We start from the raw sequence: 22,575 nt of genomic DNA on the forward strand, positions 1-22,575 counted from the left end.
GAACTGGGGAGGAGGGCCTTCCCTTCAGTTCTTGACCAACGCGGTGACGGCTTCGGCCAGTGGCGTCGTCGGGCGGCCGATGAGGCGGCTCAGGTCGCCGGACGTCGAAGCCAGCTCGCCGTCGGCGATGCCGCGGTCGGCGTCGGCCAGCATGGCCGCCACCGGCTCCGGCAGGCCGGCGCCGACGAGCACCTTCCGGTACTGCTCGACCGGCAGGTCCTGGTACGTGACCTCCTTGCCCGACGCGGCCGTGACCGCGGCGGCGAGGTCGGTGTAGCTGAACGCCTCGTCGCCCGCCAGTTCGTACGCCTTGCCTTCGTGGCCTTCGCCGGTCAGGACCTCGACGGCCGCCTCGGCGAAGTCGATCCGCGGGACGGCGCCCAGCCTGCCCTCGCCCGCCGCGCCCGCGAACGAGCCGACCGCCAGCGCCTGGCCGATCGTCTGCGCGTAGTTCTCGGTGTACCAGCCGTTGCGCAGGAACGTGAACGGCAGGCCCGACGCGCGGATGACCGCCTCGGTGGCCTTGTGGTCCGGCGCGACGAACAGCTTCGTCGTGTCGGCGGACAGGACGCTCGTGTAGGCGAGGTGGCCGACGCCGGCTTCGCGAGCGGCCGTGACGACCGCTTCGTGCTGGGCCAGCCGCTGGCCGGGGGTGCTGCTGGAGATCAGCAGCACCTTGTCCGCGCCGGCGAAGGCCGCGGCGAGGCTCGCCGGGTCGTCGTAGTCCGCCCGGCGCACCTGGACACCGCGCGCCGCGAACTCGGCGGCCTTCTCCGGATCACGCACGGCCGCGACGACCTCGGCGGGCGGCACCTTCTTCAAGAGGCCTTCCACGACCAGGCGGCCGAGCTGGCCGGTGGCACCGGTGACCACGATCATCTGCTTCTCCTCGCTGCTGGACTGCTTACCGACAGAGTGTACTAACTTTGAGAAAGTGCAAACTCTTGGTGAGCATCCTCACCTGGGTTTCCGCGGCCGGCGAGGTACCGTTGACGGCATGAGCGAGGCGCCGGAGTGGCTGGACGAGCACGGGCAGGTGGTGTTCGACGTGTTCGCGCAGGCGTGCACCTCCCGGGCGACGCTCGAGCACATCACCGGCCGGTGGGGGATCCTCGCGATGGCCGCGCTCCACGACGGCACGCTCCGGTTCAACGCGTTGCGCCGCCGGGTGTCCGGCGTGAGCGAGAAGATGCTGGCCCAGACCCTGCAGGCCCTCGAGCGCGACGGCTTCGTGCATCGAGAGGCGCAGCCGACGATCCCGCCGAAGGTCGAGTACAGCTTGACGCCACGCGGCCGCCGGACGGCGGCGCTGCTGCTGGCGCTGATCGAGGACGTCGAGGGGCAGATGCCGGAGGTCATGGAAGCCAACGCGGAGTACGACGCCGCGAAGCGCTAGCCGTAACGCGTTCTAGTCTGGCTCGGGGAGCCGTGTCGCTTCGAGTTCGGGGTCGTTCAGCAGTGCCAGGGGCCAGGGTGCTCGGCGTGGCCCGGTCCGCCGCCCGTCGTGATCTTCGTGGCTTCGAGGTCGATGCCTCCGAGGGCGATTCGGCTCGACCTCGCCTTGCTTGTCCATGCGCCCCGGCTCGCCGACCTTGCCCAAAGTTGGAACGTGTTCTAGTTTTGGGGACGTGAAGACCGATCTGGGCCTGTCCGGCGCCGTCGTGCTCGTCACCGGCGGTGTCCGCGGGGTGGGCCGGGGCATCACCGACGTGTTCCTCGCCCACGGCGCCCACGTCGTCACCTGCGCCCGGCGGGAAACCGCCACGAAAGCCGAGTTCGTCTCGTGCGATGTCCGTGACGAAGCCCAGGTCGCCGCCCTGATCGACGGGATCGTCGCCGAGCACGGCCGTCTCGACGTCGTCGTCAACAACGCCGGCGGCGCCCCCTACGCGCCGGCCGCCGACGCCTCGCCGCGGCTGCACGACAAGATCGTCCAGTTGAACCTGCTGGCCCCGCTGCTGGTCTCCCAGAAAGCCAACGCCGTCATGCAACGCCAGGACGGCGGCGGCTCCATCGTGATGATCTCCAGCGTCAGCGGCACCCGCGCGTCACCCGGGACCGCCGCCTACGGCGCCGCGAAGGCGGGGCTCGACAACCTCACCGCCAGCCTCGCCGTCGAGTGGGCGCCCAAGGTGCGGGTCAACGCGCTGGACGTCGGCATGGTGCGGACCGAACAGTCCCACCTGCACTACGGCAGCGAGGCCGCGGTCGAGGCGGTCGGCAAGACCGTGCCGCTCGGCCGGCTCGCCGAGCCCGAGGAGGTGGGCGCCTGCGCCGCGTTCCTCGCCTCCGGCCTGGCTTCCTACGTCTCCGGCGCGACCCTGCGCGTCCACGGCGGGGGTGAGGTCCCGGCGTTCCTCGCCGCGGCCGACGTCAACCAACGGGAGGATTCGTGAGCAGGTTGTGCCAGGACCGGGCGGTCGTCGTGACCGGCGCCGGCCGCGGCATCGGGCGGGCGCACGCGCTCGCCTTCGCCGCCGAGGGCGCGCTGGTGGTGGTGAACGACGTGGACGCGGACGCGACCGCCGGAGTCGTCGCCGAGATCGGGGCGCTGGGCGGCAAGGCCGTCGCCAACACCGACGACATCGCCGACTGGGCCGGGGCGAAGCACCTTGTCGACACGGCGCTGGAGCACTTCGGCCGCCTCGACGTCCTGGTCAACAACGCGGGCTTCGTCCGCGACCGGATGCTGGTCAACCTCGGCGAGGACGAGTGGGACGCGGTCGTCCGCGTCCACCTGAAGGGACACTTCGCGCCCCTGCGGCACGCCGCGGACCATTGGCGGGCGGAGGCGAAGGCCGGGCGGGTGCCGAGCGCCCGGGTGATCAACACGAGTTCCGGTGCCGGGTTGCTGGGCAGCGTCGGCCAGGGCAACTATTCGGCGGCGAAGGCCGGCATCGCCGGGCTGACCGTCGTGGCGGCGGCCGAGCTGGCGCGCTACGGGGTGACGGTGAACGCGATCGCGCCGGCCGCGCGGACCCGGATGACCGAGGCCGTGTTCGCGTCGATGGCGCGCCCGGACGAAGGCTTCGACGCGATGGCACCGGAGAACGTCTCGCCGCTGGTGGTCTGGCTGGGCAGCGAGGAGTCCGCGCCGGTGACCGGACGGGTGTTCGAGGTCGAGGGCGGCAAGGTGTCTCTCGCGCAGGCGTGGCGGCACGGCCCGGTCGTGGACAAGGGCGCCCGCTGGGAGCCGGCCGAGCTCGGCCCGGTGGTGAAGGACCTGCTCGAGCAAGCGCCCGAGCCCGAACCCGTCTACGGAGCGAGCTGATGGGCATCCTGACCAAGCGCGACGGCCACGTCGAGGTGATCACCGTCGACTACCCGCCGGTGAACGCGCTGCCCGTGCAGGGCTGGTTCGACCTCGCGGACGCGCTCAAGAAGGCCGGCGAGGACTCTGACGTCCACGTGGTCGTGCTCCGCGCGGAAGGCCGGGGCTTCAACGCGGGTGTCGACATCAAGGAGATCCAGCGCAGCGCCGGGTACGACGCGCTCGTCGGCGCGAACCGGGGCTGTTACGCGGCTTTCGGCGCGGTCTACGACTGCGCGGTGCCGGTCGTCACCGCGGTGCACGGCTTCTGCCTCGGCGGCGGCATCGGCCTCGCCGGCAACTCCGACGTCGTCATCGCCTCCGACGACGCCACCTTCGGCGTCCCCGAGGTCGAGCGGGGAGCTTTGGGTGCCGCGACGCACCTGGCCCGGCTGGTGCCGCAGCACCTCATGCGCACGCTTTACTTCACCGCGCGCACCATCACCGCCGCCGAGCTGCACACGCACGGCTCGGTCTACCAGGTCGTGCCGCGCGCCGAGCTGGACGACGCCGCCCTGGCCATCGCCCGCGACATCGCGAAGAAGGACCCGCGGGTGATCCGGGCGGCGAAAGAGGCCCTGAACGGCATCGACACCCAGCAGGTGCACCGCAGCTACCGGTTCGAGCAGGGTTTCACCTTCGAACTCAACCTGCTCGGTGCGTCCGACGAAGCCCGCGAGGAGTTCTTGAATGGCCGATAAGCGCACGACCGCCGACGACGTCGCGGCGGAGCTCCGCGACGGCATGACCATCGGCATCGGCGGCTGGGGCTCCCGGCGCAAGCCGATGGCGCTGGTCCGCGCGATCCTCCGCACGCCCGTGAAGGACCTGACCGTGGTGTCCTACGGCGGCCCCGACGTCGGCCTGCTGTGCGCGGCCGGCAAGGTGAAGCGCGTGGTGTTCGGGTTCGTCACGCTCGACTCCATCCCGTTCGACCCGTGGTTCGGCCGCGCCCGCGAGACCGGCGCGATCGCCGTCACCGAGTACGACGAGGGCATGTTCGGCGCCGCGCTTTCCGCGGCGGCGCAACGGCTTCCGTTCCTCCCGATGCGCGCCGGGCTCGGCTCGGAAGTGATGCGCGCCAACCCGGACCTGCGGACCGTGCGCTCGCCCTACGCCGACGGCGAGGAGCTGGTCGCGGTCCCGGCCCAGCACCTCGACGTCGCGCTCGTGCACCTCAACCGCGCCGACGCTCGCGGCAACGCCCAGTACCTCGGCCCGGACCCGTACTTCGACGACCTGTTCTGCCTGGCGGCGGCCAAGCGGTTCGTGTCGGTCGAGAAGGTCGTCGACACGCCCGAGCTGCTGGCGGGCGGGCCGGTGCAGTCGCTGCTGCTCAACCGGGGCGCGGTCGACGGCGTCGTCGAGGCCCCGCGCGGCGCCCACTTCACCACGGCGGTCCCGGACTACGGCCGCGATGAACGCTTCCAGCGCCACTACGCCGCTTGCGCCAAGGATCCCGAGGCGTGGCCGGGGTTCGTGGACCGGTTCCTCTCCGGCGGCGACGCGCAGTACCTGTCCGAAGTGGACAAGTTCGAGGCGGAGGCGGCATGAGCGCGACCCGGGCCGAGATCGCCGTCGTGGCGGTGGCCGAGCTGTTCCGCGGCGACGGCGAGATCGTCGTCAGCCCGATGGGCCTGATCCCGCAGCTCGGCGCGAAGCTCGCGCGGCTGACCTTCGAACCCGACCTGCTGATGTCCGACGGCGAGGCGTACCTGGTCACCACCGACGGCGTCGTCGAGGGCTGGCAGCCGTTCCGCAAGATGCTCGACACGATCGTCCCGCACGGGCGGCGCCACGTCGTCATGGGCGCGAACCAGGTCGACCGGTACGGCAACCAGAACATCTCCGCGATCGGCGACCACGCGCGGCCGAAGAAGCAGCTGCTGGGGGTGCGGGGCGCGCCGGGCAACACCGTCAACCACCGCACCAGCTACTGGGTTCCCCGGCACTCCTCGCGGGTCTTCGTGGACACCGTGGACGTCGTTTCCGGCGTGGGCTACGACAACGCGGCCAAGGCGGGCCCGTCGGCCGAGAAGTTCCACGACGTCCACCGGGTCGTCACCAACCTCGGCGTGTTCGACTTCGCCACGCCCGACCACTCGATGCGGGCGGTGTCGCTGCACCCGGGCGTCACACAGGACGAGGTCGCGGCGGCGACGACGTTCGAGATCGACTTCGGCAGCGTCGTGACCAGCCGCGAGCCGAGCGACGAAGAACTGCGGCTCATCCGCGAGGTCGTGGACCCGAAGAGCCTGCGCGACAAGGAAGTCCCGGCGTGAAGACGGCGCTGACGGAGCTCGTCGGCATCGAGCACCCGGTCGTGCAGACCGGGATGGGCTGGGTCGCCGGCCCGCGGCTCGTCTCGGCGACGGCCGAAGCGGGTGCGCTCGGCATCCTGGCCTCGGCCACGATGACCTACCCCGAACTGGAAAACGCGATCGCGGAAGTCAAGAAGCGCACGGAGAAACCGTTCGGCGTCAACCTGCGCGCCGACGCGGCCGACGCCGGCGACCGCGTCGACCTGCTGATCCGCGAGGGCGTCAAGGTGGCGTCGTTCGCGCTCGCGCCGCGCAAGGAGATGATCGCCAAGCTGCGGGACCACGGGATCGTCGTCATCCCGTCCATCGGCGCCGCACGCCACGCCGAGAAGGTCGCCGCCTGGGGCGCCGACGCCGTCATCGTCCAGGGCGGCGAAGGCGGCGGCCACACCGGGGGAGTGGCGACCACGCTGCTGCTGCCGTCGGTGCTGGACGCCGTCGACATCCCGGTCGTGGCCGCCGGCGGGTTCTTCGACGGACGCGGTCTCGCCGCGGCCCTCGCGTACGGCGCGGCGGGCGTCGCGATGGGCACCCGGTTCCTGCTGAGCAAGGAGAGCACGGTCCCCGACGAGGTCAAGCGCGTCTACCTCGAGCAGGGTCTCACCGGGACGGTCGTCACCCGGCGCGTCGACGGCCTGCCGCACCGGGTGCTGCGCACCGACCTCGTCGAGAAGCTCGAACGCACCGGCCGGCTTCGCGGGCTCGCCCAGGCCGCGAGAAATGCCCTCCGCTTCCGGAATATCACCGGACTGTCCCCGGTTGCGATGGTCAAAGAAGGCCTTGCGATGAAGCACGGCAACGATCTGACCTGGAGTCAGCTGGTCATGGCGGCCAACACCCCGATGCTGTTGCGGGCGGGGCTGGTCGACGGCCGGACGGACGCCGGAGTGCTAGCGTCGGGACAGGTGGTGGGCATGATCCACGACCTGCCCACGGTGGCCGGGATCGTCGAGGGCACAGTGGCCGAGGCAGGTGAGATCCTGCGGAGACTCGGCCGGGAAACGGGAGGGTGAGCGTGGCGCTCAAGGTCGGTTACAAGGCGTCGGCGGAGCAGTTCGGACCGCGGGACCTGGTCGAGTACGCGGTGCGTGCCGAAGAGGTCGGCCTCGACTCGGTCTGGGTGTCGGATCACTTCCTGCCGTGGCGCCACGAGGGTGGGCACGCGCCGTGGGCGCTGGCGTGGATGCCGGCGGTCGCCGAGCGCACGAAGCGGGTGCAGATCGGCACGAGCGTGCTGACCCCGACGTTCCGGTACAACCCGGCCGTGATCGCGCAGGCGTTCGCGACGATGTCGCTGCTGTCCGGCGGCCGCGTGATCCTCGGCGTGGGGTCCGGCGAGGCGCTGAACGAGATCGCCGTGTCGGGGCGCGAGTGGCCGGAGTTCAAGGAGCGCTTCGCCCGGCTGCGCGAGTCGGTCAAGCTGATCCGCGAGCTGTGGACCAGCGACAACGTGAACTTCGACGGCGAGTACTACAAGCTGGTCGACGCACGCATCTACGACCGGCCGGAGCAGCCGGTGCCGGTGTACATCGCCGCAGGCGGCCCGGTGGTGGCCAAGTACGCGGGCCGGTCCGGCGACGGGTTCATCTGCACGTCCGGCAAGGGCATGGACCTGTACACGGAGAAGCTGATGCCCGCGGTCAAGGAAGGCGCCGAGGCGGCCGAGAAGACCGTCGACGACATCGACCGGACCATCGAGATCAAGATGTCGTACGACCGCGACCACGAGAAGGCGCTGGAGAACACCCGCTTCTGGGCGCCGCTGTCGCTGTCGGCGGAGCAGAAGCACAGCGTCACCTCGGCCGACGAGATGGAGCGGCTGGCCGACGAGCTGCCGATCGAGCAGGTCGCCAAGCGCTGGATCGTCGCGTCCGACCCGGACGAGGCGGTGGCCCAGATCAAGCCGTACCTGGACGCGGGCCTCAACCACCTCGTCTTCCACGGCCCGGGCCACGACCAGGAGCGGTTCCTGACCCAGTTCTCCGAGGACGTGCTGCCGAAGCTGCGCGCCCTCGGCTGAGTCACAGCCGTTCGATGTCACAGCCGTTCGATGATGGTGACGTTGGCGGTGCCACCGCCTTCGCACATCGTCTGCAGGCCGTAGCGGCCGCCGCGGCGCTCCAGCTCGTGCAGGAGCGTCGCGAGGAGCTTCGTCCCGGTCGCCCCGATGGGGTGACCGAGGGCGATGCCGCCGCCGTTCACGTTGACGCGTGACGGGTCGGCGCCCGTTTCGTCCAGCCATGCCAGCACCACGCTGGCGAACGCCTCGTTGACCTCGAACAGGTCGATGTCGTCGATCGCGAGCCCGGTTTTCCGGAGCGCGTAGGACGTCGCGGGGATCGGGCCGGTCAGCATCCAGACCGGGTCGGCCGCGCGGACCGACAGGTGGTGGATGCGCGCCCGGGGCGTCAGGCCGTGCTCCTTCACGAACGCTTCGGAAGCGACCAGAGCCGCGCTGGCGCCGTCGGAGATCTGGCTGGCCACGGCCGCCGTCAGGCGGGACTCCGGAGCGAGCGGCTTCAACCCGCGCATCCGCTCCAGCGACGTGTCCCGGCGCGGGCCCTCGTCCTGCTCGAAGCCGTCGACGGGCGCGATCTCGGCGTCGAAAAACCCGGAATCGATGGCGGCGAGGGCTCGCTGATGGCTGCGGAAGGCGTATTCCTCCATCGCCTCGCGGCTGAGGTCCCAGTGCGCGGCGATCATGTCGGCGCTGCGGAACTGCGACACCTCGACACTGCCGTAGCGCTCCTGCCAGCCCTTCGAGCCGGAGAACGGGTCGTCGAAGCCGTACTCGCGCCCGGCCAGCATCGCCGCGCTGATCGGGATGCGGCTCATGTTCTGCACGCCGCCGGCCAGCACCAGGTCCTGCGTGCCGGACATGACGGCCTGCGCCGCGAAGTGCACGGCCTGCTGGCTCGACCCGCACTGCCGGTCGATCGTCACGCCGGGCACGTGGTCCGGGAACCCGGCCGCCAGCCACGCCGTGCGCGCGATGTTGCCCGACTGCGGGCCCAGGGTGTCCGTGCAGCCGAGGATGACGTCGTCGACCAGGTCCGGGTCGACGCCCGCGCGCTCGACGACCGCCCGGATGACGTGCGCGCCGAGGTCGGCGGAGTGCCACCCGGACAGCGCGCCGCCGCGCCGGCCCACGGGCGTGCGGACCGCGTCGAGGAGGAAGGCTTCGGGCACGGGAGCTCCTAGGGGTGCTGGCTGCTGACGGAGACGACTTCGCCGGTGAGGTAGCTCGCGTAGTCGCTGGCGAGGAAGACCATGACGTTGGCGACCTCCCACGGCTCGGCGGCGCGGCCGAACGCTTCGCGTTTGGTCAGGTCTTCCAGCAGCTCGTCGCTGGTCACCTTGGCGAGGAAGGGATGCATGGCGAGGCTCGGCGCGACGGCGTTGATCCGGACGCCGTGCTCGGCGGCGTCGAGCGCCGAACACCGCGTCAGCGCCATCACCCCGGCCTTCGCGGCGGCGTAGTGCGCCTGCCCGGCCTGGGCCCGCCAGCCGATCACCGACGCGTTGTTGACGATCGCCCCGCCGCCGCCCTGGGCGACGAACTGCCTGAGCGCCGCGCGCGTGCACCGGAAAGTCCCGGTGAGCGTGATGTCCAGCACGCGGGACCATTCGTCGTCGGCCATGTCCAGCACGGACTTCGTCCCGCCCAGCCCGGCGTTGTTGACCATGACGTCGAGGCGTCCGAAGTGATCCACCGCGCCGTCGACGAGCGCCTGGACCTGATCCTCGGCCGTGACGTCGCAGGGAATCGCGTGCACCTTGCCGAGCGAAGCCAGCTCGGCCGCCTTCTCGCCGAGCCGCCGTTCGTGCCAGTCGGAGATGACGACGCTCGCGCCCTCCTCCAGGCACCGCTTGGCCACGGCGGACCCGATGCCAGTGCCGGCCGCCGCGGTGACCACGACGACCTTGCCGGCCAGCAAGTCGTGGCCCGGTGGGTACTGCGGGATCACGGGCGTGCCTCCCTCGGCAGGCCGAGCACGCGCTCGGCGATGATGTTCCGCTCGATCTCGTCCGACCCGCCGTAGATCGTGTCCGCGCGGGTGAACAGGTAGAGCCGCTGGGCGTCGTCCAGCTCGGCACCGGCGGCGACCAGGGACCGCGCGCCGCGGGCACGCATCGCCAGCTCGCCGAGCCCGCGGTGCCACTGGGCCCACAGCAGCTTCCCGACGGCGACCTCCGGCCCGGCGGGCCGGCCGAGCGTCCGCAACGCGTGCGCGCGCAGGACGCGCAGGCCGATCCGGGCGCGCGCGAGGTCGGTGCGCAGCAGCGGGTCGTCGTAGGTGCCGGTCCGCTTGGCTTCGGCGACGATGTCGTCGAGTTCGCGGCGGAAGCCGATCTGCTGGCCGAGCGTGGAGACGCCGCGTTCGAAGCCGAGGGTGGCCATCGCGATCTTCCAGCCGTCGCCGGGCTCGCCGACGACCAGCTCGGCCGGCGTGCGGGCGTCGTCGAAGAAGACTTCGTTGAACTCGGACGTCCCGGTCAGCTGCTGGATCGGCCGCACGGTGACGCCGTCCTGGCGCAGCGGCACCAGGAGGTACGACAGGCCGTGGTGGCGCTGCGATCCGGGTTCGGTGCGGGCCACGACGAAGCACCAGTCGGCCACGTGCGCCAGCGACGTCCAGATCTTCTGGCCGTTGACCACCCACTCGCCGTCGCGCCGGACCGCCGACGTCGAGACGGCGGCCAGATCGGACCCGGCGCCGGGCTCGGAGTAGCCCTGGCACCACAGCTCTTCGACGGCGACGATCTTCGGCAGGAACCGTTTTTGCTGCTCAGGCGTGCCGAACGCGATGAGCGTCGGGCCGAGCAGCTGCTCGCCGATGTGGTTGACGCGCGCGGGCGCACCGGACGCCGCGTACTCCTCGTGGAAGGCGACCTGCTCGCCGAGGGACAGGCCGCGCCCGCCGTGTTCGACCGGCCAGCCGACGCACGTCCAGCCCGCCGCGGCGAGGTGGCGTTCCCAGGCCAGGCGCAGGTCGAACGCCTCGTGCTCGCGTCCCGGGCCGCCGAGGCCACGCAGCTCGGCGAACTCGCCGGTCAGGTTGTCCGCGAGCCAGCCCGCGACCTCGCGGCGGAATCGCGTCGGTTCCACGCTCGCCTCCTTGCTGCCGGGCCGGTCCGGGACCTAGGGTAATGAGAACACGTTCTAGTTTGTCGGTCCAGAGGAGGGTGTGGTGGGACAGACCACGATCCCGGCCGTCGTCCGCGATGCCGCCGCGAAGTTCGGCTCGGCGGAGGCACTGGTCGACGGCTCCCTGCGGCTCGGGTTCGACGACCTTCTGGAACGTGTTCAGTCGGTCGCACGGGCGTTCGTGGCCCGCGGTGTCCAGCCCGGCGACCGCGTCGCGATCACCCTCCCCAACACCCACCACTGGGTCCTGGCGGCGCTCGGCGCGCTCTACGCGGGCGCGTCGCTCGTGCCGGTCAATACCCGGTTCACCGCCGCCGAGACCGTGGACCTGCTGGTCCGCAGCCGGGCGAAAGCGCTGGTCGTGGCGGCCGACTTCCTCGGTACCGACCGGCACGCCGCGATCGTCGCGACCGGCACGGACCTGCCCGACCTCGGCACCGTCGTCCGGGTCGCCCTGGAGCAGCCGCACCGGCCGGTCGGGGACGCGCTCGGCTGGGACGAGTTCCTCGCGCTGGCGGACGAAGTGCCCCTCGCCGAAGCCGAGGCACGCGCGGACGCGGTCCAGCCGGACGACGTGAGTGACATCCTCTTCACCTCGGGGACCACCGGCCGCTCGAAGGGCGTGCTGTCGGCCCACCGCCAGGTCGTCGGCGTCGCCGCGGCCTGGGCGGAGTGCGGCCGCGTCACCGCCGAGGACCGGTACCTGGTGATCAACCCGTTCTTCCACAGCTTCGGCTACAAGGCCGGGATCGTCGTGTGCCTGCTGACCGGCGCGACGATCGTGCCGCAGGCGGTGTTCGACGTGAAGGCCGCGCTGGCGGTGATCGACCGGGAGCGGATCTCGGTGCTGCCGGGCGCGCCGACGATCTTCCAGTCCCTGCTGAACGAGCCGGAACGCGGCGACCTGTCCTCGCTGCGGCTCGCGGTCACCGGCGCCGCGGACGTGCCGGCGTCACTCGTCCGGCGCATGCGCGCCGAGCTGGGCTTCGACATCGTCCTCACCGCGTACGGCCTCACGGAAGCCGTGGTGGTGACGATGTGCCGTCCGGGCGACGACGCGGAGCTGGTCGCGAGGACGTCCGGTCGCGCGACCGCCGGGTTCGAGGTCGCGATCCAGGGCTCGCCCGGCGAAGTGGTCCTGCGGGGACCGAACGTGATGCTCGGCTACCTCGACGACCCCGAGGCCACCGCGAAGGCCGTCGACGAGGACGGCTGGCTGCACACCGGCGACGTCGGCGAACTCGACGACGCCGGGAATCTCACGCTCACCGGCCGGCTCAAGGACATGTACATCTGCGGCGGCTTCAACGTCTACCCGGCCGAGGTCGAGCAGGCGCTCACCGAGCTGGCCGGCGTCCGCGACGTCGCCGTCATCGGTGTCCCGGACGAGCGGCTCGGCGAGGTCGGCAAGGCCTTCGTCGTCGGCAGCGGCCTGACCGAGGCCGACGTCCTCGCGTTCGGCCGCGAACGGCTCGCCAACTACAAGACCCCGCGGTCGGTCGCGTTCCTGGACGCGCTGCCCCGCAACGCTTCCGGCAAGGTGCTGAAGCGGCTGCTCACCGAGGAGACGAAATGAGCGAAGACGTCGTCCGCTACGAGCGCCGCGGGCCGGTCGCCGTGGTCACCATGAACCGGCCCGACTACCGCAACGCCCAGAACTCGGCGATGACCTACGCCCTCGACGACGCCTTCGCCCGCGCGGTGAACGACGCCGAAGTCAAGGTGATCGTGCTGGCGGGCGAAGGAAAGCACTTCTCGGCCGGCCACGACATCGGCAGCCCGGGCCGCGACGCCGACCAGTCGTTCGACCGGCGCGCGGTGCTGTGGTGGGACCACACCGACCGCGTCGGCGGCGACCAGCGGTTCGCCCGCGAGTCCGAGGTCTACCTGGGCATGTGCCGGCGCTGGCGGGAGATCCCGAAGCCGATGATCGCGAGCGTCCAGGGCGCCTGCATCGCGGGCGGGCTGATGCTCGCCTGGGTGTGTGACCTGATCGTGGCGGCCGACGACGCGTTCTTCGCCGATCCGGTGGTGCGCATGGGGATTCCGGGTGTCGAGTACTTCGCGCACCCGTGGGTGCTCGGTCCACGGGCGGCGAAGGAAGTCCTGTTCACCGGCGAGCGCTTCACCGTCCAGCAGGCCAAGGAATGGGGGATGGTCACCCGGATCGTCCCGCGTGCGGAGCTGGAACAGCACACCCTGGAGCTGGCGGAGAAGATCGGCGCGATGCCGCCGTTCGGCCTCGCACTGGCGAAGAAGGCCGTCAACCAGGCCGAAGACCTGATGGGACTGCGGTCCGGAATGGACTCCGTGTTCGGGCTGCACCACTTGGCGCACGCCCACAACGCGGAGACGTCGGAAGACTCGCTCGGCGGGCAGTCCGCGCGGTCCATGCGTGACGCGAACAAGGGGGCTTGATGGACCTCGACATCGACGAGGCGTCCGCGGCTTTCCGCGACGAAGCACGGGACTGGCTCGACGCGCACGTGCGGACGCTGCCGTCGATGGACACCGCCGAAGGCTTCGCGGCGCACCGCGAGTGGGAGGCCGAACTCGCCGAGGCGCGGTGGTCGGTCGTGTCGTGGCCGCGCGAGTACCACGGCCGCGACGCCTCGATGCTGCAGTGGCTGCTGTTCGAGGAGGAGTACTACGCGTCCGGCGCGCCGGGCCGGGTGGGCCAGAACGGGATCTTCATGCTGGGCCCGACGCTGTTCGCGCACGGCACGCAGGAGCAGCGTGACCGCATCCTGCCCGCGATGGCCCGCGGCGACGAGGTCTGGGCGCAGGCGTGGTCGGAACCCGAGGCGGGCAGCGACATCGCGGCGTTGCGCAGCACGGCGGTCCGGACCGACGGCGGCTGGCGGCTTTCCGGGCAGAAGACCTGGAGTTCGCGGGCGTCCTTCGCGGACCGCGCGTTCGGCCTGTTCCGCACGGATCCCGACGCGCAGCGCCACCACGGCCTGACCTACTTCATGGCCGACCTGCGCGCCGGCGGCGTCACGGTCCGGCCGATCCCGCAGCTGGACGGCGAACCCGGCTTCGCGGAGATCTTCTTCGACGACGTCTTCGTGCCCGACGAGGACGTGATCGGCGAGGTCGGGCAGGGCTGGCGGGTCGCGATGACGACCGCGAACAACGAACGCGGGCTGTCACTGCGCAGCCCGGGCCGGTTCCTCGCCGCCGCCGACCGGCTCGTGGACCTCTGGCGCTCACAGGAATCACCACCGTCCACACAGGACCGCGTCGCCGACGCCTGGATCGGGGCCCGCGCCTACCAGCTCTACACGTTCGGCACGGTGAGCCGCCTCGCCGACGGCGGCGAGCTGGGCCCGGAGTCCAGCGTGAACAAGCTGTTCTGGTCGCACCTGGACGTCGAGCTGCACGAGACGGCCCTGGACGTGCTCGGCCCGGCCGCCGAGACCGAGCGGGACTGGGTGGACGGCTACCTGTTCTCCCTCGCCGGGCCCATCTACGGCGGCACCGACCAGATCCAGCGCAACACGATCGCCGAACGGCTGCTGAAACTGCCGAGGGAGGCGCGCCGATGAAGTTCCAGCTGTCGCCGGAACAGCGCCAGTTCTCCGCGTCGCTGCACGACCTGCTGGGCGGGGCGGACACCGCCGCGGTCGCGCGGGCCTGGGCCGCTGGTTCGCCGGAACGCGGCCTGAAACTGCTGCGAGCGCTCGCCGACCTCGGTGTCCCCGCGCTGCTGGTCGACGAAGACCACGGCGGCCTCGGCGGTTCCGCGGTCGACCTGGTGGTCGCCTTCGAAGCGCTCGGCTACCACGCCGTGCCCGGCCCGCTGGTCGAAACCGCCGCCGTGGCACCCTCGGTGCTGACCGGCGACCGGCTCGCCGCACTCGCCGGCGGTGACCTGCTGGCCACGGTCGTCGCGCCGCCGGAAGTCCCGCTCGCCCTGGACGCCGATGTCGTCGGAGTGGTCCTCGACCTCAACGAAGGCGAAGTCTCCGGCGTCCGGACCGAGCTGGTCCCGTCGATCGACCCGGCCCGGCGGCTGTTCCGGATCACCGGGACCACCCGGACGACCGCCGCCGACCCGGTCGCGTTCGACCGGGGCGTCCTGGCCGTCTCCGCCCAGCTCCTCGGCGCGGGCCAGTGGCTCCTCGACGCCTCGGTCGCCTACGCCAAGCAGCGCAGCCAGTACGGCCGGGCGATCGGCGAGTACCAGGCGGTCAAGCACCTGCTCGCCGACGTCGTGACGCAGCTCGAGCTCGCCCGGCCGCTCCTGTACGGCGCGGCCGTCGCCAGGGACACCTTCGCCCGGGACGTCTCGGCGGCGAAGGTCATGGCGGGCGACGCCGCGTACCTCGCCGCGCGCACGGCCCTCCAGGTGCACGGCGCCATCGGCTACACCGCCGAACACGACCTCGGCCTGCGGCTGACCAAGGTGCGGGCCCTGGCCGGGGCCTGGGGAACCGGCTCGTTCCACCGGGCGCGCGTCCTGGCGGGGCTGCGATGACGGATCCGTTCGAGTCGGAAGAGTCCGCCGCCCTGCGGGATGCCGTGCGCTCGCTGCTGGCCCGCCGGTCGGGGCCGGAAGCGGTCCGGGCGGCGATGGAGTCGCCGCTCGGGTACGACGACAAGCTCTGGTCGACGCTGTGCGAGCAGATCGGCGTCGCCGCCCTCACGATCCCCGAGCACTACGGCGGCGCGGGCGCCGGCCTGGCCGAGGCGTGCGTGGTCCTGCAAGAACTCGGCCGCACGCTCACCCCCGCGCCGATGCTCGGCTCCGCGGTGCTGTGCGGCGAAGCATTGTTGCGCACCGGGAACGACGAAGCCTGCGAACTGCTGCTGCCGGGGATCGCCTCGGGCACGACCCTCGCCGCGCTGGCGTGGTCGGACGAGGACTGGGCGCCGGGCTTGACCGCGTCGGAAACCGGGCTCGACGGCCGCGCCCACTACGTCCTCGACGGCGACCTCGCCGACGTCCTCTTGGCCGTGGCCCGGACGGCCGAGGGCATCGGCTTGTTCGAAGTCCCGCTCGACGGCGTTCGCCGGGAGCGCGTGACCACGCTGGACCCGACCCGCCGGCTGGCTGTCGTGGACTTCGCTTCAACCCCGGCACGACGTCTCGACGCCGACGGGTTCGGCCTGCGGAAGCTGCTTGACACCGCGGTCGTCGCCGTCGCCTCCGAGCAGGTCGGTGCGGCCGCCCGTGCGCTGGAACTGACGGTGGAGTACACCAAGCAACGGCGTCAGTTCGGCCGCGCGATCGGGTCGTTCCAGGCACTGAAGCACCGGATGGCCGACGTGCACGTCCACGTCGAAGCAGCCCGCTCGGCGCTGTACGCGGCCCTGGTGGACGGGGACGCCGAAGCCGTGACGACCGCGAAAGTCGTGTGCAGTGAAGCGTTCTCCCACGCGGCGGCGGAAATGGTCCAGCTGCACGGCGGTATCGCGATCACCTGGGAGCACGACGCGCACCTGTACTTCAAGCGCGCCCACGGGACCGCCCTCCTGTTCGGCGACCCCGTGAGCGCGCTTTCGGCCTAGGACAGGTGGTGCCGTTCCTGCAGCCCGTAGACCGGCGTCGGGATGCCCTCCGCGCGGGCCTTCAGCTGCAGGGCCAGGTAAAGCGAGTAATGCCGGGACTGGTGCAGGTTGCCGCCGTGGAACCACAGCCCTTCCTGCTGGGTGGGCTTCCACATGTTGCGCTGCTCGCCCTCCCACGGGCCCGGGTCCTTCGTCGTGTCCGAGCCCAGGCCCCACACCTTGCCGACCTTGTCCGCGACCTCCTGGCTGATCAGGTCCGCCGCCCAGCCGTTCATCGAGCCGTAGCCCGTCGCGTAGACGACCAGGTCGGCCTCCAGCTCGGTGCCGTCTTCGAGCTTCACGGAGTTCTCCGTCAGCTCGACGACCTGGCCGTGCGCGAGCTTGACGTCACCGTCGGCCACGAGGTCGGCCGCGCCGACGTCGATGTAGTAGCCCGAGCCGCGGCGCAGGTACTTCATGAAGAGGCCGGAGTCGTCGTCGCCCCAGTCGTGCCGGAAGCCCGCCTTTTCGAGCCGGTCGTAGAACTCCTGGTCGCGGTCCTTGATCGCGGCGTACACCGGTTGCTGGAACGTGTGCATGATCCGGTAGGGGAGGGACGCGAAGGTCAGGTCCGCCTTCTGCGTCGTCATGCCTGCCGCGAGCGCGCGTTCCGAGTAGAGGTCGCCCAGGCCGAGGTCCATCAGCGAGTCCGACTTCACGATGTGCGTCGTGCTGCGCTGGATCATCGTCACGTCGGCGCCGGCTTCCCACAGCGCGCCGCAGATGTCGAACGCCGAGTTGTTGGACCCGACGATCACGGCCTTCTTGCCGCGGTAGGCGTCCGGGCCCGGGTGCTGCGAGCTGTGGTGCTGCTCCCCGCGGAATCGATCTTGCCCCGGCAGCTGGGGAACGTTCGGCTTGCCGGACATGCCGGTCGCGAGCACCAGCTGCTTCGGCTTGAGGACGACCTCTTCGCCGTCGCGATCGAGGACGACCGTCCACTCCTTCGCTTCTTCGTCGTAGGAGGCGCTCTTGCAGGTCGTCGACGACCAGTAGTTGACCTCCATGACCTTCGTGTACATCTCGAGCCAGTCGGCGATCTTGTCCTTCGGCGCGAAGACCGGCCAGGTGCGCGGGAAGTCGAGGTAGGGCAGGTGGTCGTACCAGACGGGGTCGTGCAGGCACAGGGACTTGTAGCGGCCGCGCCACTGGTCGCCCGGCCGCGCGTACCGGTCGACGACGACGTGGTCCACGCCGAGCTGGCGCAGCCGGGCGCCGAGCGCGATCCCGCCCTGCCCGCCGCCGATGACGACGACGTACGGCTGCCGCGTGGTGCCCAGTTCGTCCGCTTCCGCCTGCCGCGCCTCGGACCACGTCACGCGGTCGCGGTTGACGCCGTGCTCGGCGCCCTTCGGCCGGGTCGTGCCGAGCGGCTCTTCGTGGCCCTTGAGCTCGTGCAACGTCGTGAGGAAGGTGAACGCGCCTTCGGCGGTGAGCCGCAGGTGCCCGCGGCCGCGTCCGGCCGCCGTCTCGAAGCCGATCCACGCGTCCACGACACCGTCGGCCTCGGTCGGCTCCTCGGTGACGTGGAAGCCGCTCGCGTCGGCGGTGTCCATCGTGGTGAGGAGGAGGTCCTTCACGCCGTCACGGTTCTCGACGGTCTTGAGGTTCCAGGTGAACGCGATCAGGTCGCGCCAGAACGACGTCGTCGCGAACAGGGCGGCGGCCCGGTCGGCGTCCCGGGCCGCGAGCGCGGCCTCGAAGCCGGCGAGCCAGCCTTCGACGCGCTGCCGGGCATCGACGGCCGCGGCCGGTTCGAGGGTCTGGGTCATGAGCGGACCTCCCCGTCTCGGGCACCGTCTTCGTCGGCGGCGCGTCCGAGCAGCCAACCCCGGCTGACCGGGTCCGCGAAAGGGTTGCCCTAGGGTTGCATCAGCACGACTTCGACGCCGGGCGCGACCCGGTACGGGCGGGCGAGCAGCAGGCCGCCGACCAGCTTGCGCAGCCGCGACAGCTCCGCGCGGACGGTCACCAGGTGCGTCCGGTCGCCGTAGACCGTCTCCGACAGCTGCGCGGCCGACACTCCGGCCGGGCCCGCGGTCGCGATCAGCCGCAGCAGGTCCGCCTGCCGCCGGCCCAGCAAGTGCGTCCACCGCGCCGAGCCTTCGACGATCGCGCGCGGCGGGTCGAATTCGAGGGTGAGCTTGAGGGTTTCGCGGTGGTGGCTCGGCCGCAGCAGCCAGCCGCCGGGCACCGGCTCGGGTTCGCACGCCCCGACGCCGCGGACCGCGACCGGGACGCCGTGGCGGGGCGCGGCGACGCGGTCGATCCCGAAGACGCCGCTGCGGGCCGCGACCCAGCCGTGGTCGTCGACGACGAGTCCGGGCCCGCCCGCGAGGACGTGCCCGGACAGCTGACGGAGACCTTCGAGCCGGGCCTCGTGCCGCTGCCGCAGGACGGCCTCGGCCAGCCGCACCGACGTCCCGACCAGCGCGACGGTCATCGGGTGGACGGTTTCGGCCGGCCCGCTGACGTCGACGATCCCGAGCAGGTCGCCGGTCCGCGGGTCGTGCACGGGGTAGGCGGTGCAGGCCCACGAGTGGTGGGAGCGCACGAAGTGCTCGGCGGCGAACATCTGCACCGGGGCGGCCTCGGCCAGCGCCGTCCCGATCGCGTTGCTGCCGATGGCGGGCTCGGACCAGGTGGCGCCTTCGGTGAAGCCGAGCGAGTCGGCGCGGTGCCGGACGCCGCGGGCACCCTCGCGCCAGAGGACGACGCCGTCGGCGTCGGTGACGACCATCAGGTGGTGCGCGTCTTCGGCGACCGACGTCAGGGCGCCGCGGAGTTCGGGGAGGACTTCGCCGAGCCGGGAGGCGGTGCGCCGCCGTTCGACCTCGGCGGCGCCGACGGGATCGGGCGCGGGCGGCCGGTCGGGATCGACACCCTGCGCGGCAACGCGGCGCCACGAGCGTTCGACGAGCCGGCGCGGCGCGGTCCGGGGCGCCCGCCCGGCCAGGACGGCGTCGTGGATCCCGGCGAGCAGCCGGGCGTGCCCGGCGACGTCGGTACCGGGCCGGACCGCGCAGACTTCGTCGTCCACCGCCACCTCCAGGGCCGGGCTTCACGGTAACCCGCGCAAGCGGGGTCGAGGCAACCCCGGCGCAACCTCCGGTGGACCCAGAGGGTCGGCTCGCGTATCCAGACGGTCGGTTCGCGTACCCAGAGGGTCGGCTCACGGCTCGGGTGAGCCGACCCTCCAGGTACGCAAGCCGACTGTGCAGGTACGCGAGCCGACCCTCCAGGTACGTGAGGTGGTCAGCCGGTGAGGCGGGCGGCCGAGCCCGGGAGCTCGCGGTTCGCTTCGTCCAGGCCGGTGGCCACCGTGCGGCACGAGCCGCAGCCCGCGATGTGGTCGGCGACCACGCTCGCCCGGCGCGGGGACAACGCTCCCCGGACCCACGCGCCCATGCGACGGCGGGGCTCCCGGCAGACCGGCTTCTCGGCGTCGGGGACCTGGACCTGCAGGTACGCCTGGCGCAACCCCTCGCGCGCCCGCATCGCCAGCGCCGACACGCTGTTCGGCGTCAGGCCCAGCAGCGGCGCCACCTCCGTCGGCGTGTCGCCTTCGGCCTCGGTCCGCCAGAGCACCGTGCGCCACCGGCCCGGCAGCGTGCAGTACGCCGACCACACGAGCTTCTCGTGCGACCGGTGCAGGGCCAGCTCGTCGGCGCCGCTCGATGACGTCTCGGGGACCGTTTCGCACAGCTCGACCCGGCTGCGCTGCCGGCCCCACCGCGACACCAGGTTCCGCAGCGTCACCACCAGGTACGGCCGCAGGTCGCCGTCCGGGCCGCCGCCCGCGTGCACGACGGCCAGCACCCGGACGAACGTCTCGGCCACCAGGTCGTCGCGTTCCGCGGGCTGCACCGCCCACGCCGCCGCGGTCCGGCGCAGCGGCTCGGCGTGCCGGCGGAACAGGGCGCCGGCGGCGTCGAAGTCACCCGCGCGGAGGGCGGCGAGCAGCACGGCGTCCGGCGGCTCCTCGTCGACGTTCCTCATTGTCACTCTCCGCGACCATCTGGCACCCAAAGTAAGAGGTACGGCATCGTACGCCATAGTGCCGCGCCGGTACACTCCGTGCCGATGACATCGACGGACAGGCCGCGGCCTCCCGATGGCCGGGCCGCGCGGTGGGCCGGCCAGCGCGACCGCCGCCGCCGCGAATTCGTCGAGGCGGGGCTGCGTGCGATCGCCCGGCACGGGCCCGAGGTGTCCACCGAGCAGATCGCCGACGAAGCCGGCGTCGCCCGCACGCGCCTCTACCGGCACTTCGACGGCGCCGCCGACCTGCAGCACGCGATCGCCGCCCGGATCGCGGAGCTGATCACCGCGGAGTTCGCGCCCCTGTGGAACCCGAGCGGCACGCCGATGGAGCTGATCCACTCGGCGATCGGCGCGCACACCCGCTGGCTGGCCGAGCACGGCTCGCTCTACCGCTACCTGACCCGGCACGCGGTGGACGGCGCCCCCGACGTCTTCGCCGACGGCAAGACCGCCATCGCACGGCAGCTGACCGTGGTGTTCGAGCACTACCTCGGGCTGTTCGGAGTGGACACCCGCGTCTGCGAAGCGGTCGCCTTCGGGCTGGTCGGCCTGGTGGAGTCCAGCACCTCGCGCTGGCTGGAGAACCCGCGCGGCGTCGACCGCGCCGAGCTGGCCGCGCTCCTGGCCCGCTGGGTCTGGCGGATCGTCGACGACACCCTGCGCGCCGGCGGCCTCGAGCTCGACCCGCACACCGAGCTGGCGGCGGCCAACCTCGCCTGAGGTGTCCACTGTGGACTCCGGGTGCGCGGTCGCGGGACGGCCCTTACGATCGCCGCAACCACGGGGAGCGGGGGAGCGATGGGCGTCGGCACCTGGCTGGTCACCATCGGCGTCGTGCTGGCGCTGCTCGCGGTCGACCTCGTGCTGGCCGCGGTCCGGCCGCACCGGGTCCGGTTCGCCGAAGCCGTCGCGTGGTCGGTGGGCTACATCCTGGTCGCGGTCGTGTTCGGCGTCTGGCTGACGCTGGCCCACGGCGGCGAGTTCGGCACCGAGTACTTCGCCGGCTACATCGTCGAGAAGAGCCTGTCGGTCGACAACCTGTTCGTGTTCGTGATCATCATGACGACGTTCGCCGTCCCGGAGGAGCACCAGCACAAGGTGCTCACGTTCGGGATCATCCTCGCGCTCGTCATGCGGGGGATCTTCATCGTCCTCGGCGCGACGCTGCTCGCGCTGTTCTCGTTCATGTTCCTGCTCTTCGGGCTGCTGCTGATCTACACCGGCGTGCAGCTGTTCCGGCACCGCGACGCCGATCCCGACATCGAGCACAACGTCGTCGTCCGGACGGCCCGGCGGATCCTGCCGGTCTCCGACGCCTACGACGGCGGCCGGCTGCTCACCCGCGCCGGCGGGCGCCGGATGGTGACGCCGCTGGTGGTCGTCCTGGTCGCGATCGGCGGCGTCGACCTGCTGTTCGCCCTCGACTCGATCCCGGCGGTCTTCGGCGTCACCGAAGAGCCGTACATCGTGTTCGCCGCGAACGCGTTCGCGCTGCTCGGCCTGCGGGCCCTGTACTTCTTGGTGAAGGGCCTGCTCGACCGGCTCGTGTACCTCTCGGCCGGGCTCGCGGTGATCCTCGCGTTCATCGGGGTGAAGCTGATCCTGCACTGGGCGCACGTCGATCTGGACCCGCGCGTCCCGGAGATCGCCACGCCGGTGAGCCTGGCGGTGATCATCGGCGTCCTGGTCGTCGTGACGGTCGCCAGCCTGGTCAAGACCCGGCGCGACCCGGCCGCGAAGGCGCACCCGGGTTCGCTGCGGGGCTCGTCAGACCGCGAAGACCTGTGAGTCGTCCGCGAAAGCCTTGAACTCCAGCGCGTTCCCGGCGGGGTCGAGCAGGAACATCGTCCACTGCTCGCCGGCCTGGCCTTCGAAGCGGACGTAGGGCTCGATCACGAACTGCGTCCCCGCCGCCCGCAGCCGCTCGGCGAGCGCCTTGAACTGCTCGACCTCGAGGATCAGGCCGAAGTGCGGCACCGGCACGTCGTGGCCGTCGACCGGGTTGTGGACGCGCTGCGGCCGCTCCGGCGCCAGGTGCGTCACGAACTGGTGGCCGTGCAGGTTCCAGTCGACCCACGTCTCGGCGCTGCGGCCCTGGGCGAGGCCGAGGACCTCGCCGTAGAAGCGGCGGGCGGCGGCCAGGTCGTCGACCGGCATGGCGAGGTGGAAGCGGGGGATCGTCATGTCTGAATGTTAAC

The 22,575-nt window shown here is 71.7% G+C and carries 23 protein-coding genes; 15 read left to right on the forward strand and 8 right to left on the reverse strand.

The annotated features are described in order from the left end of the window. Positions 1–24: 24 nt before the first annotated feature. Complete coding sequence (locus tag QSK39_RS31035; protein WP_285481394.1) at positions 25–879, reverse strand: SDR family oxidoreductase; 855 nt, start codon at positions 877–879, stop codon at positions 25–27. A gap of 118 nt (positions 880–997) precedes the next feature. Here QSK39_RS31035 and QSK39_RS31040 point away from each other — a divergent pair, with 118 nt between their 5' ends. The 8 genes from QSK39_RS31040 (at position 998) to fgd (ending at position 7,651) form a co-directional block, all read left to right on the forward strand. Beyond that, on the forward strand, positions 998–1,396 hold the full coding sequence (locus QSK39_RS31040; protein WP_285481395.1) for a winged helix-turn-helix transcriptional regulator: 399 nt from the start codon (positions 998–1,000) through the stop codon (positions 1,394–1,396). A gap of 232 nt (positions 1,397–1,628) precedes the next feature. Then, a complete protein-coding gene (locus QSK39_RS31045) occupies positions 1,629–2,396 on the forward strand; it encodes an SDR family oxidoreductase (RefSeq protein WP_285481396.1) in 768 nt (255 codons plus the stop codon). Continuing rightward, positions 2,393–3,271, forward strand: a complete 879-nt coding sequence (locus QSK39_RS31050; RefSeq protein ID WP_285481397.1) for an SDR family oxidoreductase — start codon at positions 2,393–2,395, stop codon at positions 3,269–3,271. The genes QSK39_RS31045 and QSK39_RS31050 overlap by 4 nt, the downstream gene beginning before the upstream one ends. After that, entirely contained in the window at positions 3,271–4,011 is a 741-nt protein-coding gene (locus tag QSK39_RS31055) for an enoyl-CoA hydratase family protein (protein WP_285481398.1), read from the forward strand. The genes QSK39_RS31050 and QSK39_RS31055 overlap by 1 nt, the downstream gene beginning before the upstream one ends. Continuing rightward, the gene (locus QSK39_RS31060) at positions 4,001–4,864 is read left to right on the forward strand and encodes a CoA transferase subunit A (protein WP_285481399.1); all 864 of its coding nucleotides are present in this window, start codon (positions 4,001–4,003) and stop codon (positions 4,862–4,864) included. The genes QSK39_RS31055 and QSK39_RS31060 overlap by 11 nt, the downstream gene beginning before the upstream one ends. Then, positions 4,861–5,592 carry a CoA-transferase subunit beta gene (locus QSK39_RS31065; protein ID WP_285481400.1) on the forward strand — a complete coding sequence of 244 codons (732 nt, stop codon included), beginning with the start codon at positions 4,861–4,863 and terminating at the stop codon, positions 5,590–5,592. Before QSK39_RS31060 ends, QSK39_RS31065 begins: the two co-directional genes overlap by 4 nt. After that, positions 5,589–6,644, forward strand: coding sequence for an NAD(P)H-dependent flavin oxidoreductase (locus QSK39_RS31070; protein WP_285481401.1), 1,056 nt, complete (start codon positions 5,589–5,591; stop codon positions 6,642–6,644). The genes QSK39_RS31065 and QSK39_RS31070 overlap by 4 nt, the downstream gene beginning before the upstream one ends. 2 nt (positions 6,645–6,646) lie before the next feature. After that, entirely contained in the window at positions 6,647–7,651 is a 1,005-nt protein-coding gene (gene fgd, locus QSK39_RS31075; RefSeq protein ID WP_285481402.1) for a glucose-6-phosphate dehydrogenase (coenzyme-F420), read from the forward strand. A 17-nt stretch (positions 7,652–7,668) separates the two neighbouring features. On the opposite strand, the gene QSK39_RS31080 is transcribed toward fgd, so the two are convergent. The 3 genes from QSK39_RS31080 to QSK39_RS31090 are packed head-to-tail and all read right to left on the reverse strand — an operon-like array spanning position 7,669 to position 10,741. Beyond that, positions 7,669–8,820 carry an acetyl-CoA C-acetyltransferase gene (locus tag QSK39_RS31080; RefSeq protein WP_285481403.1) on the reverse strand — a complete coding sequence of 384 codons (1,152 nt, stop codon included), beginning with the start codon at positions 8,818–8,820 and terminating at the stop codon, positions 7,669–7,671. A gap of 8 nt (positions 8,821–8,828) precedes the next feature. Further along, the gene (locus tag QSK39_RS31085; protein WP_285481404.1) at positions 8,829–9,599 is read right to left on the reverse strand and encodes an SDR family oxidoreductase; all 771 of its coding nucleotides are present in this window, start codon (positions 9,597–9,599) and stop codon (positions 8,829–8,831) included. Further along, positions 9,596–10,741 carry an acyl-CoA dehydrogenase family protein gene (locus QSK39_RS31090; protein ID WP_285481405.1) on the reverse strand — a complete coding sequence of 382 codons (1,146 nt, stop codon included), beginning with the start codon at positions 10,739–10,741 and terminating at the stop codon, positions 9,596–9,598. The genes QSK39_RS31085 and QSK39_RS31090 overlap by 4 nt, the downstream gene beginning before the upstream one ends. A gap of 82 nt (positions 10,742–10,823) precedes the next feature. Here QSK39_RS31090 and QSK39_RS31095 point away from each other — a divergent pair, with 82 nt between their 5' ends. From QSK39_RS31095 to QSK39_RS31115, 5 genes are read left to right on the forward strand one after another with little or no spacing between them, the layout of a single operon-like run. Beyond that, positions 10,824–12,356, forward strand: coding sequence for a FadD3 family acyl-CoA ligase (locus tag QSK39_RS31095; RefSeq protein ID WP_285481406.1), 1,533 nt, complete (start codon positions 10,824–10,826; stop codon positions 12,354–12,356). Continuing rightward, complete coding sequence (locus tag QSK39_RS31100) at positions 12,353–13,198, forward strand: enoyl-CoA hydratase (RefSeq protein WP_285481407.1); 846 nt, start codon at positions 12,353–12,355, stop codon at positions 13,196–13,198. Before QSK39_RS31095 ends, QSK39_RS31100 begins: the two co-directional genes overlap by 4 nt. Next, entirely contained in the window at positions 13,198–14,328 is a 1,131-nt protein-coding gene (locus QSK39_RS31105; RefSeq protein ID WP_285481408.1) for an acyl-CoA dehydrogenase family protein, read from the forward strand. Before QSK39_RS31100 ends, QSK39_RS31105 begins: the two co-directional genes overlap by 1 nt. Next, positions 14,325–15,260, forward strand: coding sequence for an acyl-CoA dehydrogenase family protein (locus QSK39_RS31110; RefSeq protein ID WP_285481409.1), 936 nt, complete (start codon positions 14,325–14,327; stop codon positions 15,258–15,260). The genes QSK39_RS31105 and QSK39_RS31110 overlap by 4 nt, the downstream gene beginning before the upstream one ends. After that, positions 15,257–16,294, forward strand: a complete 1,038-nt coding sequence (locus QSK39_RS31115; RefSeq protein ID WP_285481410.1) for an acyl-CoA dehydrogenase family protein — start codon at positions 15,257–15,259, stop codon at positions 16,292–16,294. Before QSK39_RS31110 ends, QSK39_RS31115 begins: the two co-directional genes overlap by 4 nt. Here QSK39_RS31115 and QSK39_RS31120 read toward each other — a convergent pair. From QSK39_RS31120 to QSK39_RS31130, 3 genes are all read right to left on the reverse strand, one after another. Beyond that, a complete protein-coding gene (locus QSK39_RS31120) occupies positions 16,291–18,105 on the reverse strand; it encodes a flavin-containing monooxygenase (RefSeq protein ID WP_285481411.1) in 1,815 nt (604 codons plus the stop codon). The two genes, QSK39_RS31115 and QSK39_RS31120, sit on opposite strands and share 4 nt — an antisense overlap. An 89-nt stretch (positions 18,106–18,194) precedes the next feature. Next, on the reverse strand, positions 18,195–19,373 hold the full coding sequence (locus QSK39_RS31125) for a GAF domain-containing protein (RefSeq protein WP_285481412.1): 1,179 nt from the start codon (positions 19,371–19,373) through the stop codon (positions 18,195–18,197). 215 nt (positions 19,374–19,588) lie between these two features. After that, complete coding sequence (locus tag QSK39_RS31130; RefSeq protein WP_285481413.1) at positions 19,589–20,332, reverse strand: sigma-70 family RNA polymerase sigma factor; 744 nt, start codon at positions 20,330–20,332, stop codon at positions 19,589–19,591. A gap of 84 nt (positions 20,333–20,416) precedes the next feature. Between QSK39_RS31130 and QSK39_RS31135 the strand changes: the two genes are divergently transcribed. Then, positions 20,417–21,097, forward strand: coding sequence for a TetR/AcrR family transcriptional regulator (locus QSK39_RS31135; RefSeq protein WP_285481414.1), 681 nt, complete (start codon positions 20,417–20,419; stop codon positions 21,095–21,097). 78 nt (positions 21,098–21,175) lie between these two features. Then, positions 21,176–22,165 carry a TerC/Alx family metal homeostasis membrane protein gene (locus QSK39_RS31140; RefSeq protein ID WP_285481415.1) on the forward strand — a complete coding sequence of 330 codons (990 nt, stop codon included), beginning with the start codon at positions 21,176–21,178 and terminating at the stop codon, positions 22,163–22,165. Here QSK39_RS31140 and QSK39_RS31145 read toward each other — a convergent pair. Further along, on the reverse strand, positions 22,145–22,561 hold the full coding sequence (locus tag QSK39_RS31145) for a VOC family protein (protein ID WP_285481416.1): 417 nt from the start codon (positions 22,559–22,561) through the stop codon (positions 22,145–22,147). The two genes, QSK39_RS31140 and QSK39_RS31145, sit on opposite strands and share 21 nt — an antisense overlap. Between the last annotated feature and the right edge of the window lie 14 nt (positions 22,562–22,575).

It is taken from the genome of Amycolatopsis sp. NBRC 101858, assembly GCF_030269325.1.
GTDB lineage: Bacteria > Actinomycetota > Actinomycetes > Mycobacteriales > Pseudonocardiaceae > Amycolatopsis > Amycolatopsis ponsaeliensis.

What these genes read in the sequence shown, in the direction of transcription:
- QSK39_RS31035 (WP_285481394.1), bottom strand. Translation starts at nt 879, where the DNA reads ATGATCGTGGTCACCGGTGCCACCGGCCAGCTCGGCCGCCTGGTCGTG.
- QSK39_RS31040 (WP_285481395.1), top strand. Translation starts at nt 998, where the DNA reads ATGAGCGAGGCGCCGGAGTGGCTGGACGAGCACGGGCAGGTGGTGTTC.
- QSK39_RS31055 (WP_285481398.1), top strand. Translation starts at nt 3,271, where the DNA reads ATGGGCATCCTGACCAAGCGCGACGGCCACGTCGAGGTGATCACCGTC.
- QSK39_RS31060 (WP_285481399.1), top strand. Translation starts at nt 4,001, where the DNA reads ATGGCCGATAAGCGCACGACCGCCGACGACGTCGCGGCGGAGCTCCGC.
- QSK39_RS31065 (WP_285481400.1), top strand. Translation starts at nt 4,861, where the DNA reads ATGAGCGCGACCCGGGCCGAGATCGCCGTCGTGGCGGTGGCCGAGCTG.
- QSK39_RS31100 (WP_285481407.1), top strand. Translation starts at nt 12,353, where the DNA reads ATGAGCGAAGACGTCGTCCGCTACGAGCGCCGCGGGCCGGTCGCCGTG.
- QSK39_RS31105 (WP_285481408.1), top strand. Translation starts at nt 13,198, where the DNA reads ATGGACCTCGACATCGACGAGGCGTCCGCGGCTTTCCGCGACGAAGCA.
- QSK39_RS31110 (WP_285481409.1), top strand. Translation starts at nt 14,325, where the DNA reads ATGAAGTTCCAGCTGTCGCCGGAACAGCGCCAGTTCTCCGCGTCGCTG.
- QSK39_RS31115 (WP_285481410.1), top strand. Translation starts at nt 15,257, where the DNA reads ATGACGGATCCGTTCGAGTCGGAAGAGTCCGCCGCCCTGCGGGATGCC.
- QSK39_RS31120 (WP_285481411.1), bottom strand. Translation starts at nt 18,105, where the DNA reads ATGACCCAGACCCTCGAACCGGCCGCGGCCGTCGATGCCCGGCAGCGC.
- QSK39_RS31130 (WP_285481413.1), bottom strand. Translation starts at nt 20,332, where the DNA reads ATGAGGAACGTCGACGAGGAGCCGCCGGACGCCGTGCTGCTCGCCGCC.
- QSK39_RS31135 (WP_285481414.1), top strand. Translation starts at nt 20,417, where the DNA reads ATGACATCGACGGACAGGCCGCGGCCTCCCGATGGCCGGGCCGCGCGG.
- QSK39_RS31140 (WP_285481415.1), top strand. Translation starts at nt 21,176, where the DNA reads ATGGGCGTCGGCACCTGGCTGGTCACCATCGGCGTCGTGCTGGCGCTG.
- QSK39_RS31145 (WP_285481416.1), bottom strand. Translation starts at nt 22,561, where the DNA reads ATGACGATCCCCCGCTTCCACCTCGCCATGCCGGTCGACGACCTGGCC.